General features: G+C 63.0%; 10 protein-coding genes. 6 read left to right on the plus strand and 4 right to left on the minus strand.

Annotated features, from left to right (window positions below; genetic code table 11):
* Window positions 1-2924, minus strand: a 2924-nt coding sequence (locus tag BP858_RS02640; RefSeq protein WP_286878773.1) for a HEAT repeat domain-containing protein, incomplete at its 3' end; no start/stop codon positions are given.
* A gap of 526 nt (window positions 2925-3450) precedes the next feature.
* A complete protein-coding gene (locus tag BP858_RS02645) occupies window positions 3451-4176 on the minus strand; it encodes a peptidylprolyl isomerase (RefSeq protein ID WP_062264702.1) in 726 nt (241 codons plus the stop codon).
* 293 nt (window positions 4177-4469) lie between these two features.
* Here BP858_RS02645 and BP858_RS02650 point away from each other — a divergent pair, with 293 nt between their 5' ends.
* Both BP858_RS02650 and cyaB read left to right on the plus strand, forming a co-directional pair.
* The gene (locus BP858_RS02650; protein ID WP_286878774.1) at window positions 4470-5987 is read left to right on the plus strand and encodes an AAA family ATPase; all 1518 of its coding nucleotides are present in this window, start codon (window positions 4470-4472) and stop codon (window positions 5985-5987) included.
* Window positions 5988-6031: 44 nt separating this feature from the next.
* Window positions 6032-6568 carry a class IV adenylate cyclase gene (gene cyaB / locus BP858_RS02655; RefSeq protein WP_062264708.1) on the plus strand — a complete coding sequence of 179 codons (537 nt, stop codon included), beginning with the start codon at window positions 6032-6034 and terminating at the stop codon, window positions 6566-6568.
* 207 nt (window positions 6569-6775) lie between these two features.
* On the opposite strand, the gene BP858_RS02660 is transcribed toward cyaB, so the two are convergent.
* On the minus strand, window positions 6776-7417 hold the full coding sequence (locus BP858_RS02660; protein ID WP_062264711.1) for a metallophosphoesterase family protein: 642 nt from the start codon (window positions 7415-7417) through the stop codon (window positions 6776-6778).
* 3 nt (window positions 7418-7420) lie between these two features.
* Window positions 7421-8530 carry a TIGR04013 family B12-binding domain/radical SAM domain-containing protein gene (locus BP858_RS02665; protein ID WP_074175664.1) on the minus strand — a complete coding sequence of 370 codons (1110 nt, stop codon included), beginning with the start codon at window positions 8528-8530 and terminating at the stop codon, window positions 7421-7423.
* Between the two features lie 901 nt (window positions 8531-9431).
* Here BP858_RS02665 and BP858_RS02670 point away from each other — a divergent pair.
* The 4 genes from BP858_RS02670 to BP858_RS02685 form a co-directional block, all read left to right on the plus strand.
* Window positions 9432-9818: a PRC-barrel domain-containing protein gene (locus tag BP858_RS02670; RefSeq protein WP_014867766.1), complete on the plus strand. Its 387-nt coding sequence runs from the start codon at window positions 9432-9434 to the stop codon at window positions 9816-9818.
* Window positions 9819-9840: 22 nt separating this feature from the next.
* Complete coding sequence (locus BP858_RS02675; RefSeq protein WP_238320294.1) at window positions 9841-10242, plus strand: PRC-barrel domain-containing protein; 402 nt, start codon at window positions 9841-9843, stop codon at window positions 10240-10242.
* 306 nt (window positions 10243-10548) lie between these two features.
* Window positions 10549-13353, plus strand: coding sequence for an excinuclease ABC subunit UvrA (gene uvrA, locus BP858_RS02680; protein WP_286878777.1), 2805 nt, complete (start codon window positions 10549-10551; stop codon window positions 13351-13353).
* Window positions 13350-13900 (plus strand): GIY-YIG nuclease family protein (locus BP858_RS02685; RefSeq protein WP_286878778.1); only part of this gene is annotated, 551 nt, incomplete at its 3' end. The genes uvrA and BP858_RS02685, both read left to right, overlap by 4 nt.

Here is a 13900-nt window from a genome sequence, read left to right on the forward strand (position 1 = left end):
GCGACAGACGCCCACTGTTCCTTCGCGATCAGGTAGTGGACCGTCTCCTCCTCAGTCTCAGGCTTCCATCCGACCCTCCCGAGGACCTCGGCCGCGCCCAGCCGTACACGGTAGTGCTCGTCCAGGAGCACCTCCACAAGAGCGGGGATGGCCGGTCTGCCGGTCCGCGTCAGGAGATCGATCGCTTCGAGCCTGAGGGCATCGTCAGGGTGGCCGAGAGCCCCGATGAGCGGGCCGGTGGCCATATCCCCGATGCCGATGAGCAGGTCCCCGGCCATCTGCCTGATCTGGGCGTCATCGCTCCCGAGCGCTCCGACAAGCGGCTCGATGGACGTCTCGCCCATCGCCGCCAGGATCTCCGCCGCAACCTCCCCGGTACGGGGGCGACCGAGCACCGGGATGAGCGCAACGGCGGCAGGCCTCCCGATCCGGGCCAGCACCCCGGCGGCTGCCTGAGAGAGCCCATCCTCATCCAGGGCACGGACCAGGGGTTCGACGGCCGCGGCCCCGATCTGCATCAGCGTATCCCCCGCAGGCCCGCGGAGTTCCTCTTCACCGAGCAGGCGGACCAGTGGAGGAACCGCAGGAGGTCCGATCCTGGCAAGCGCCGTCGCTGCTCCTGCCTGCACGCCCGCATCCTGATCGCCGAGCCGTGCCGCCAGGAGGTCGACGGCCGGCTCCCCGAGGCCCACAACATCCTGCCAGCGCTGCAGCGCGACCAGGTACCCTGCCTGTTCTTCCACCCCCGCGGGCACCCAGCCAAGCCTCCCGAGGACGACGGCAGCCCCCATGCGGGCCCGTGCGTTCTCATCATTAAGCGCCCCAACGAGCGGTTCACGTGCGTCGTCGCCGATCCCGGTGAGCGCGGCCACCGCTCCCGCGTGCCCGTCGCCCTCCTCACCGAGGAGGGGGATGAGGGGCGCTATCGCAGGTGCCCCGATGCCGATAAGCGCGTCGACGGCCTTCCGGTGGAGGCGGTCGCCACCACTCCTGACAAGGTCGACGATGGCCGGGACCGCCTCATGCGCCCCAAGCCTGCCCAGCACCTCGACGGCGTTCTCCCGGGCGGCACCTTCTTCTTCGAGCAGCCCGAGGACCGGGGATACGGCAGCCTTCCCGATGGCGATAAGCGCATCCGCCGCCGCAGGGGCGACACCCTCGTCCGCGAGGGCGTCCACGAGCGGCCCCACAGCCGCCGGGTCACCGATCTCGCCGAGCGTCCCCGCGGCCTCGCTGCGTATGCGGTCGTCGTCGCCGTTGAGTGTCCTGATCAGCGGTCCGACGGCCGGTGTGCCCATCAGGGAAAGTTCCATCCACTGTTCATGGGCAATCAGGTACCACGCCCGCTCAGTATCGCTCCAGGGTTCCCAGCCCATCCCCTCAAGGATCCCGGCAGCATGACCCCGGACCGCGGACCGATCTTCCGTCAACGCCTGGATCAGGGGCGGGACCGCCGGCTCCCCGATCGCAATCAGGATCTCCCGGAGTGATTCCTGTGTATCAGCGTCTCCACGGTCCAGGGCCTGGATACACCCCTCTACCGCCGGCTCTCCTATCTTTACCAGGGCTCCCGCCGCCGTACCGCGGAGGGGCGGATCAGAAAGCAGCCTGATGAGGGGACCAACCGCGGGCCCCCCGATCTCCGCAAGCGCCATGACCGCCAGTGAACTGACCTCGCCATCAGCCTCGTGCAGCAGGTCGATCAGGGGTGTTACCGCCGGCTCCCCGATCTCACCGAGGGTCCGGGCAGCGCTCCACCAGGTCTCCCTGTCCGGAGATCTCAGAATGCGGATGAGAGGATCGATCGCGGCCGCGCCGTACTCAGCCACATCGAGCCATGCCTCGCCGGCAATGAGATACCGGATCGCGGCCGTGTCACCGGGGGGCTTCCACCCGAGATTTCCAAGAACTTCCGCGGCGGATCTCCGGATGGTTCCGTCAGGCGCGTCAAGCGCCTCGAAAAGGAAGGGAACCGCCTCGTCGCCGATCTCCTGGAGCGCATAGCGGGCGCCGAACTGCACCTCGCCATCGCCGCCGGCAAGCACCGCAATGAGCGGCGGCACGGCAGGCCCGCCGATACGCACGAGCGTTGCAGCTGCCCCTGCCTGTGCCGCTTCATCCCCAAGCGCGGCAATAAGCGCCGGGATCGCTTCATCCCCGAGCGCGGCGAGGGCTTCGGCAACGCACCACCGCCTCCGGTCATCTGCGAGAGAGAGTGCCTCTATCAGGGGAGCCACGGCTCCTGATCCGCGCCTGGCGATGGCATCAACAGCACGCTCCCTGACTTCGGCATCATCACTGCCGAGGTCGTCGATGAGCACCTCCAGCGGGCGATCCTCATACGGAGGATCCTCCACCGGCTCGCCGGGGTCGGGTTCATCCTCCAGCAGGCTGGCGTTCTCCTCGAGAATCCCGGGAGACGGTTCTTCGTCCTCGTCGTCAAGCCCGAGCAACTCCATGAGTTCCTCATCGATCGGGGGCCCGGACTGCGGGTCAGGCCGGTCATCCATGGGAGGTCCGGGGAGTTCATCCGGCTCCTCGGGTACGCCGTCATCCGGGTCGTCCGGGAGAGAATGACCTGGAGTTGTCTCTTCCGATGAGGCGACAGGAGGGTCTTCACTTTCTCCATCAGGCGATATGAGGTCGTCGAACCGCCTCAGGGCCGCGGGGATCTTCTCAATCCGCTCAAGGACGTCTGTCTCCCTCTCACCCCAGGCATCTCCTCCCGGCGACGGCTCCCCGGGCTCTTCTTCCGCACTCCTGCGGGAGGTTTCCTGGTCCGGATCCCGGGTGCCCTCCTCATTATCGCCCTCTCTGCTGCCTCTCCTCATCCGGTGCCTGATGAATGAGGTTCCGTCCGGTCCGAAGAGCCCGGCAAGACCCACAATGGGGCACAGGGTTTCAGGTGCCGGGGTTGCCGGCATACCCACCGATCCCACGCCGAGTATGAGGAGAAGGAGCGATGCAACCCAGAGAACCGCGCACACCTGGGTGCATGAAGCCCCGGCAGGCGCATGATTCCCTCCTGGCTCTGAAGCGTCCTGACCCTTACGTTCCTCCCGTTTACCTGTTGCGTCATCGATTCCAGCCGTGGAATCAACGAAAAAACCGCTCCGGGACATTCCTGGGGCCCCAACGTACATAATGAAGCATATACGCCTAAAAATTAAATGCTTTCTTTTTACCTGCCGGTCCGCAATGCAAAATTATATATCTCAGATGTTTCTAATAGGGCGGATCTCCATACCGCTCTGGAACTGCTGCCGGGAGGTCATCCCAAAACAGTGTTGAATCAGCACCCCGGCACCCGAGGGACCGACAGAAGCGCAGGAGTCAGGACACCGGGAGGTGCGAAACGATCCTCCTTGCTGTGGCATCGGTGGGTGGACCCGGGACCAGGTGTCGCCGGGAAGAGTTCTTCAAAATGAGGAAAAACAGTGTGTGAAAAGATTACTCCTCAGTCTCTTCCGTTTCTTCTTCAGCCTCAGGGATTTCCGGAGCCACTTCCGGCTTTTTGGGGCGCGGGAACGTCTCCTTCATAACAACGTTCTCGACATCGGGGTAGTACTCGAATAGCTCACGGACGAGTGTGCCCCGCCAGACCATCCAGCGCCGGTCGTATGTGATGGCGGGAGGAAGCGCCAGTTCGACCGTCCCGTCGGCGATGGTGATGCCGATATCGGCCCGGCCGGAGTAGAGTTTGATCAGGCCGCTGATCTGCTCGACCTGGTCCTCGACCTTCTCGAGGATCGCGTAGGAGTACTGCAGGGTCTTTCCGGCGAGCGGGTGGTTGAAGTCGACGACCGCACGCCTCCCGATGACGTCGACGACCATTCCCTCGTTGCCTTCGACCTCTACCCGCATCCCACGCCTCGGTTTCTCGCGGAACTGCGTGACCGGGACAGACCTCACGTGCTGGTCGTCGTGTGCCCCAAACGCCTTCTCGGGCGGGACGTCGACCTCTCCCTCGGTGCCGACCTCTTTTCCGATCAGCTCGTCCTCAAGGCCGATGATGACGTGGTGGCTCCCCAGACGGATGGTGACCGGACCATACTCTGCCCGTGGGTTGTAGATCCCCTCTTCCTTCGCGCTCTCCTCATCTGTGGTATCGAAGATATTCCCACCGGCGCGGCCGGTGTACCTGAGCCTGATAAAATCTCCTTCCTGAAGTGCCATTCCATTCTCCCTGATAGCAGGATTGCGTTTATGCGCCGCGTGCGTGGAGACGCACCTCGCAATCGCATACCCGCTCTCGTTGTTCCATCTAAGTTGGATGGAATGGTATTTATCTCTGCGGGGTTGTCGGCGGCATGAGCGGGAAGACCTCCTGTGTGAACCGGGGATGGGAGCGGCACCCCTTCGTTGGGTTTGCGTATCAACCCCGCATCGTCTATCCGCGGTGTTGTCACTCTGGAGGGGATCGGGTTAATCTCTGCCCAAATCTTAAATACACCCGGGCTCGATGGTGGGTGGGCAGGAACATGGATGGGGTGCAGCAGTGGGCGGAGGGCGTCTCGTATGCTCCCTGCCCCTCTGATGAGTTCTGCGGCCGGCACGAGGAGCGCGAGCAACTCCTGGCCCTTCTCCCCCGGGCAGGAGAGCACGGGCAGGCGGCGATGATCTCCGGGCCGCCCGGCATCGGGAAGAGTTCTCTCTTAAACTGGCTCGCATACGACCTGCAGGATCGCACCAATGGTCCCCGGTCTCCCGTCCTCAGGGCGGAGGTCTTCGACCTCCCCGGGATGATCTTCTCAGCGTTTCGTGAACTGCTCAAAGACCTGCAGGGACATGCTGTATCGGGCAGGTTCCGGGATCTCCTCGGGAGCGAAGGCCTGAAGGAGGCGGTCAGGTATGCCGACGACCTGCTTGAGAAGTACGCCGCCCCGGTGGAGCCGGTCAGCCTGCTCCCGAAGGCCGGGGAGGAGATCATCGGCGTCTTCGCCCGATCGCCTGAGGTCGGGTACGACCGGGTGCGCGAGGCGTTTGAGGAACTCCTGCAGGTACTCGGGAGACTGATGGTAGGCTCCGGCCACATCGCTGCAGTCCTGCTGGACGACGTCCACCTTGCCTCGCGCCTTGACCGCCGCCTCCTCCTGGATATCATCCACGACCTCCCGCCCGGTATCCTCCTCGCCTTCACCTGCCGGGCCGGAGATGGGGCTGGCCCCGGGTATGCAGCGATGCGGGAGGCGGTCCAGAATCGCGGTGCCCCTCTGGTGCAGCTCCCGGGGATGCGGAGCCACGAGATCCAGGAGATGGGGCAGAGACGGTTCGATCTTGCTATCAGCGACGCAACTGCCGCCCTCCTCGAGGAGGCCCCGGGCGACCCGTTCAGCCTCATGGCCTGCTTCAACACCCTGCGCCACCGGGGCCTTACGCCCTCCGCCGGGAACATCGGGGATCTGCTCGCCGGGGGCGGGGACCCGGCAGGGCTTGCCTTTGCCGCGCTTCCTGAGTTTCGGCGGGTGTGGGCGGAGGAACTTTGTGTGTTAAACCCCCCGTTCCCGGTGCCGGTCATGGCCTGCGTGCTCGACCTCCAGGGGACGGACGTGACGCTGATGATGGACCGCCTGCAGGAGAGCACCATATTCCGGAGGCTTCCCGGCGGGGAGTATGCCTTCGCCCACCCCCTCCTGCAGGAGCACTGCCGCCGCAAACTCTCCGCGGACGCAAAAATAACCCTCAACGCCAGGGCTGCGGACTGCTTCGAGCGATCCATGCACCGCCTCACCGGCAGGCTGCACATCCTCCTCTCGCTTGCCTGCCACTTCTTCAACGCGCAGGACTACGCGAAGGCCGCGGACCTGAACCTGGAGCTGGGGATCCGGTTCTACCATCGTGAGGATTACGATACGGCTCTGGTGCTCACTGAACGGGCGATCACCTCCGCGGAGCACCTGGGGGACGGCGCCCTCCTCGCCGCTGCAGAGAACCAGAGAGACCAGGTCAGGCAGGAGATGGCTGACCTGGTCGGGGCCGTGCAGTGACGGTTTAATGGTCGCTCCGGAGAGATAGATCTGGCGCGATTCTCATGCTCGAGGTAGAAGCAAAGTTTGCGGTCCCTGACCCGGGGGAAGTCCGGGCCCGGCTCACCCTACAGGGGGTGCGGATGGCCAGAAGACAGCAGGAGCGCGATATCTACTACAACGCCCCCCACCGTGATTTCGGGGAGACCGACGAGGCGTTGCGGGTCAGGTATGACGATACCGGGGTTACCGTGACCTACAAAGGGCCGAAGATCCGCGTCGGGAGCGCAAAGGCCCGCGAGGAGTTCAACCTCTCGGTGGCCTCGGGCGAGACCCTTGAGACGATCCTCTCCCGCACCGGTTTTTTGCGTGCCGCCGTGGTCTCAAAGGTCAGGGAGTTCTACGAGATCGGGGATGTGACGGTCACCCTCGACGACGTTGAGGGTCTCGGGACGTTTATCGAGATCGAGATCCTGACAGAAGAGGGTGGGGAGGACGCTGCCCGGCGGATAGGGGCGATTGCAGAAGATCTGGGTGTGGAGGGTCCGCCGATCTATACCTCGTATCTTGAGATGCTGCTTGGCAGCAGCCCCCGCGACTGAAGTCGCAGGCATCTCTCGGACGTTCAACCACCGCATCTTCGTCCCGGTGCGGGGATTGAGACTCATCAGGTAGTGGCTGGAAACGCCCTTGAGGCCGCGCTTCATGGGCATTTCATAAAATGGATGGGTCTTTGCAGGGATGCTATGGGATTGGTAGACGGACCGTACCCCGCCGCCGAGACGGCGGGGATTGGCCCTATCCTGGTCCTAAACCGTGATAAGTTCGATATGAATATCTTTTGGCTCCTTTCCGAAGCGGATGAGGGCGCCGTAGCCATCTGATGCGGACCCGGGGTTGACGACGGTGACGCCGTCGACCTCGGCGATGCCCCGCGCCTCGTGGATATGCGCACAGCAGACCAGGTCAAACTGGGTCATGTGCTTCCTGATGCTCTGGCTCCCGACATGGTTCTCGCCGACGGCATCCAGGGCTTCGTATGGCGGCGCGTGGCTGAGCAGGACGTTGTGGACGTTCTTATCCATGTGCTTGACGATCCTGGTGAGTTCTCCGTCGATCTCTTCCTCTGTCAACTCAAACGGCGTGCCGAAGGGGGTCTCGTTTGAACCGCCAAGCCCTGCGATTGTCAGGTTGCCAAGAGAGATCCATGAGTTGTGCAGACAGACCGCATCAGAGCGTTCGAGCACGTCGATGATCTCACGGGGATCGCAGTTGCCGGGGATTGCGAAACACGGTACCTCAAAGCGGGAGAGTACTGAATCTACAGGCTCGAGTGGACCGAAGTTGGTGATGTCGCCTGCAATGATGACTGCATCGTAGTCGTAGCTGAGAAAAGCCTCAAGCTTTCCGTAGTTACCGTGCAGATCTGCTAAGAGTAGCACATCCGTCATGCTCTATAGGTGAGGACTGCGTCTAAAAAACCTTATCTCATGATCCATCCACGAACCGGTTATCCTGCCGCCGAGCGCCAGTCTGCCAAGAACTTTTTCCGTCTCCGGAAGGAGCCCGCGTGGCCGGCTGTTCTGGAGCGGGGTTCCGGGTAACGGCATGAAGTAGTGGATATGGGCCTTCCCTGCACGGGTGACCAGTCTCACGAGGTCGAGCGTCGCACGCTGGTCGTCGTCGGTCTCAAACGGCAGCCCGAGGATGAAATCGACGACCGGAACAAGCCCGTTCTCCCGGCAGAGGTCGACGGCGCGGACAACGTCCTCCACGGTGTGCCCCCGGTGCAGGAGGCGGAGCACCCGGTCGCTGCCTGACTGGGCCCCGAAGTGCAGCCGGGTGTTGGCGCAGTAATCGAGGATGAGGTCGATAGACTGCTGCGAGACGCATTCAGGCCGAACCTCGCCCGGGAAGGTGCCAAAGTAGATCCGGCCGTCGAGACTCCGGAGGAGCTGCTCCACCCGGTCGAGCCGGAGGTGGACCCCGTCCGAGCCGTAGGCGAATGCGTTTGGGGTGACGAACCTGATGTCGCGGAACCGCGCGGCGTACCGGCTGATCTCATCGACCGAGCGGTGACGCATGCACCGCCCGAAGAGGCGCGGTGTCTGGCAGTAGCCGCAGCCGAACGGGCATCCCCGGGTGATCTCGATGAATCCTTTGACCTCCGAGAACGGAGGGTAGGCGTCGAGGAGGACGGTGTGGCGTGCGGGCGTGTAGCCTCTCGCGGTGGCGACGCCGGGAGGCGGGTCTCTCCCTTCCTCGATGGCGGCAAGGAGCGCGGGAAGCGTGTACTCCCCCTCCCCGACGACGACGTAGTCGGCGTACCGCGCTACGTCGCTGTAGCAGGCGGAGGCATGGGGGCCCCCGACAATTGTTATGCAGTCCGCCCCTGCGATCTCGTCGCGATAACTCCGTTCGGTGATGGAGTTGAGGCTGTAGCAGGTGACGTCGGGACAGGGCTCCTTTGTCGCTTCGAGGTGGTAGCCGTGCACTTCGCACGCGGCAGCGAGCGCGGCGAAGGAGTTGCTTGCCGAAGAGATCTCTCGCCAGTGGACTTTCATTCTCTAGGTTCCGGGCCGTGCAGGCGGAGAGCGCCCTGCACGGCATGTAGTGTTAACGTCTCTTGGGATCTGCGATTAAGGTGGCGATCGTCGTGGTGAGGGCCGGCCGTTGATGGGGAGGTCGTCCTAGTGCCGGGTCAACAATCAAACGTCGGATAGAGGCGTGCCACTGCTCTTTGCCATCCAAAACCCAAAATCCAATGTCGCCTCCGCGACCTCCCGCGTGAGTTTTCAGCACAGGGGGTGATCGAGTCTCACGCGAAGCCGCGAAGACCGCGAATGGGACTACTACCGCCCAGCAACCGAACTTCGCGCTCTCCCGCGTACTTCCGCGTGAGGTCATCGTTGTTGCATTTCACGCATCGAAATCTTCAAAATAACGTGACACGATGCACTATTCCGACAATTCATCGTTGACTTGGCACTAGACGTTTATGTGGCCGGGGCGGCCTCTGTAAGTCTGGCTTTTCCGGGTGGGGTGGTTGTCGCCTAGTCCCAACCGGAGAACCCCACCAACTGGTTTTTACCGGGTATCACCACGCATTGCCCCCACGGGGATCAGAGAAGGCCGGGGGCCGGGTGGGGTAGGAGGCTCTGGGTGCCGCCTTGCGAGAGACAGGGGAGGGGGGCTGGCCCCTCCTCCCCGTCGGCCCCTCCCCCAGGGGCGATTCCCGGAGGAAAGCCGTGTCCGTCGTTCCGGACCGCCCGGATATGGACCAACTCTCTGCGAACATGCGTAAGAGTGCTCTGTTCCCTATGGATCTTCAATCGCCGGGTACTTTTGGGATATGCTCACTCAAATTGTGTCATTATTATATTGACACAAGGATTAAATACCGTCCGGCCTGTATGACCCCCTTGCCGTGGGACAAAGTGTCCCACTGACCTGGAGATGAGACCTATGAGAGGAGCTACCACGCAGGTGGAGACACGGAACTTTTTACGGGGAAAGGATATCGCGGATTATTCGGTCAGGAACCCGCAGGGTGAAGACCTCGGAACCATCAAGGACGTCATGATCGACGTCAACGAGGGCTGCATCGCGTATGCCGCACTCTCGTTTGGGGGTTTCATGGGGCTCGGCGACAAACTCTTCGCCATCCCCTGGGCGGCGCTTCAGTACAACGCGGCTGACAACTACTTCATCCTGGACGTGCCGAAAGAGCGGCTGGAGAACGCGCCGGGCTTCGACAAGGACAACTGGCCGACGACCGCTGAGCGCGAGTGGCTCACCGGCCTCTACAGCCACTACGGCTACACGCCCTACTGGGAGCGGCACACCCGGTGAGCCTGCAGGCGCCGGAGAGGAGGTGATAACCGTGAGAGGCGAGGCCGCCATGCAGGAGGAGCGCGCCGGGGTGCTCTCCGTGAGTGCCGTGATGCGCAATTCGGTGCGGAACCCTCAGGGGGAGGACCTTGGGAAGATCGAGGATCTGGCAATCGACCTGGACGCAGGGCGCATCGCCTATGCGGTCATCTCCTTCGGCGGGTTCCTGGGGCTCGGGGAAAAGCACTTTGCCATCCCCTGGGAGGCCTTGAGGATCGATCCGCACGAACATGCGGTTATCCTGGATATCCCGAAGGAGCGGCTGCAGAGCGCGCCCGGGTTTGAACGGGGCACCCGGCCGGCGACCACGGATCGGGAGTGGCTCCGGTCTGTGTACACCTATTATGGCTACAGACCCTACTGGGAGCACCCCCCGGAGCGGTGAAGCCCTCCTGAGGGGCGGGCGGCCAGGGGCTGAGCCCGGCTGCCGCCGTTTTTTCCTGGTATCAGGAATTAGAGTCGCTCCCTGAGACGGTTCTTCGGCGGCTGATCGTCTCGCGGTGAGTAACCACCCTGCGGCCGATCGTTCGTTGAAGACCGTCAGGCCGGGGTAGTTCCCGCCCTAATCGGAACGCCCGCCACAACCCCTAAAATAACCCACATTCCAGCCACCGTTCTATTATTTTATTTAACCTTTTCGAGATCACACAATGGCTATGAACTAAGAAGGCCAACAGATCTGCACGCTACAATGAAGAATATCATCATCAAGGGGGCGCGGGAGCACAACCTCAAAGACATCACCATTGAACTCCCGCGCGATCGGCTCATCGTCCTCACCGGGGTATCCGGGTCCGGGAAGTCCACGCTTGCCTTCGACACCATCTACGCCGAAGGACAGCGACGTTACGTGGAATCACTCTCAGCCTACGCCCGGCAGTTCCTCGGGCTGATGAGAAAGCCGGACGTCGATAGCATCGACGGGCTCTCACCCGCCATATCGATCGAGCAGAAGACGACGTCCAAAAACCCCCGGAGCACCGTCGGCACGGTCACCGAGATCTACGACTACCTGCGGCTCCTCTTCGCCCGGGTCGGGACGCCGTTCTGCCCGGAACACAATATCCCCATCGAGGCCCAGTCGCCGGAGAAGATCGCCGACCGGATCGGTTCCACCATGACCGGGACGGTCACCATCCTCGCCCCGGTCGTGCGGCAGAAGAAAGGGACCTACCAGCAACTCTTCAAAGACCTCGACCAGGAGGGCTACACCCGGGTCCGGGTCAACGGCGATATCCGCCGGACCGACGAGGAGATCACCCTTGAGCGCTACCGGAAGCACGATATTGAGGTGGTCATCGACCGCCTGGACGCTGGCGACCGGTCACGGCTCGTCGAAGCGGTCGAGAACGCCCTCGCAAAATCGGAGGGGCTTGTCATCGCCGTCGATGAGGACGGTCATGAGGAGACCTGCTCTTCGCTCATGGCCTGCCCGGTCTGCGGGATCGCGTTCGAGGAACTCCAGCCCCGGATGTTCTCCTTCAACAGCCCGTTTGGTGCCTGCGAGGAGTGCAACGGCCTTGGGATCAGGATGGAGTTCGATCCCGGCCTGATCATACCGGATAAGAGCAAGTGCATCGCTGACGGCGCCGTCGCGCTCTACCGGAACTTCCTCGACGGTTACCGGAGCCAGTACCTCGGCGCTGTCGCCAAACACTTTGGGTTCTCGGTTCTGACGCCGATCAAAGACCTGACCGAGCGACAGTACAAAGCGCTGATGTTCGGCTCACCGGAGCAGCTCCGCATCTCTATGAGGATGAGGAACGGCGACGCGTGGTCGCACTCCGGGACGTGGGAAGGGCTTGCCCCGCAGGCCGAGCGGCTCTACCACCAGACCCAGTCCGAGTACCGCCGCCGCGAACTTGAGAAGTTCATGCGGGTCCTCCCCTGCCCGAAGTGCGGGGGCAAGAGGCTCAAGGAGAAGGTGCTCGCCGTGAAGGTGAACGGGAAATCCATCGCCGAGGTCACCGACCTCTCCATTACGGAAGCACTTGCGTTCTTCCGGACCCTGGAACTCACTGAGAGCGAGCGCGAGATCGCAAAACAGGTCTTAAAGGAGATCATTGCCAGGCTCGAGTTCCTTGAGCAGGTCGGCGTCAGCTACCTGACCCTCTCGCGGAGCGCCGGGACGCTCTCGGGCGGCGAAGCGCAGAGGATACGGCTTGCGACGCAGATCGGGTCAAACCTGACCGGGGTGCTCTACGTCCTCGACGAGCCCTCCATCGGGCTGCACCAGCGCGACAACAGAAAACTCCTCGATACCCTGCAGCACCTCCGCGACCTCGGCAACACCCTGGTTGTGGTGGAGCACGACGAAGAGACTATCAGGAGCGCCGACTGGGTCGTGGACATGGGGCCGGGCGCCGGTCTCCACGGGGGTGGGATCGTCGCGGAGGGTCCGCCCGCCGCCATCACCGCAAACCCGGCCTCGCTCACCGGGCGCTACCTGGCAGGCGACCTCAGGATCGAGGTCCCCGCCACCCGCCGGCAGAGCGACCGGTTCATCAGGCTCTCGGGCTGCAGGGAGAACAACCTCAAAGGTATCGACGTGAATATCCCCATCGGCGTCCTGACGGTCATCACCGGGGTCTCGGGGTCGGGGAAGTCCACGCTCATCTACGAGACGCTCTATCGGGCGCTGATGCAGGAACTCCACGGTTCACGGGAGTCGCCGGGGGACTACGAGAGCCTCACGTTCGATGACGAGATCGACAAGGTGATCGTCATCGACCAGAGCCCCATCGGGAGGACCCCGCGCTCAAACCCGGCGACCTACACCAAGGTCTTCGACGATATCCGCAAGATCTTTGCCGAGACGAAGGAGGCGAAGGTCCGGGGCTACAAGCCCGGCCGGTTCTCGTTCAACCTCAAAGGCGGGCGGTGCGAGGCCTGCCAGGGCGACGGGCTCATCAAGATCGAGATGAACTTCCTCCCTGACGTCTACGTCGAATGTGAGGAGTGCAAGGGGGCGCGCTACAACAAGGAGACCCTCGAGGTGAAGTACCGCGGGAAGTCCATCGCCGACGTCCTCGATATGAGCGTCGAGGAGGCGCTTACCCTCTTCGAGAACGTCCCCTCGATCAGGAACAAACTCAAGACTCTCTCCCGGGTTGGGCTTGGCTACATCAAACTCGGGCAGAGTTCCACCACCCTCTCGGGCGGTGAGGCGCAGAGGATCAAAATTACCCGGGAACTCTCGAAGCGGGCCACGGGAAAGACTATCTACCTCCTCGACGAACCGACGACCGGGCTGCACTTCCACGACGTGAAGAACCTGATCGCGGTCCTCGACGACCTGGTAGCCCGGGGGAACACGGTGGTGGTGATCGAGCATAACCTAGACGTCATCAAGTCGGCCGACTACATCATCGACCTTGGCCCCGAAGGCGGAGACGCCGGCGGCGAGGTCGTTGCGGCAGGAACCCCGGAGGAGGTGGCGGCGGTGAAAGGGAGCCATACGGGGGCATTCCTGAAAGAGATTCTCAAAGATCCATGATCGACCTGCAAAGCCTGCCTGCCGAGCCCGGGTGTTACCTCTTCTCTGACGATGAAGGGAGCATCATCTACGTCGGGAAGGCAAAGAACCTCAGGCGGCGTGTATCAAGTTACTTCTCCCGGCACGACCTCGACCCGAAGACAAGGATCCTCGTCGCCGCCATCGCCACTGTCGACTTCATTGTCACCGACACCGAGGTCGAGGCGTTCATCCTCGAGAACACCCTGATCAAGAAGCACCAGCCGAAGTACAACATCGACCTGAAGGACTCGAAGAGTTACGCCTACATCCACATCACCGACGAGCCCTACCCCCGGTTCCATGTCGCCCGGGGACCTGACGGGAACGGCCGCTACTACGGGCCGTTCGTCTCGGCGCGGGAGCGCGACGACCTCCTCCGCCTGCTGAAGAGGACGTTCGGGCTCCGGTCCTGCAGGCGGCTCCCCCGGCGCCCCTGCCTCAGGGCTCACATCGGTTCGTGCAGCGCCCCCTGCACGAGAGAGATCGGTGAGGACGACTACCAGGAGCTGGTCGGACGAGCCGAGGC

It is taken from the genome of Methanoculleus sp. UBA413, from assembly GCF_002502935.1.
Lineage (GTDB): Archaea > Halobacteriota > Methanomicrobia > Methanomicrobiales > Methanoculleaceae > Methanoculleus > Methanoculleus bourgensis.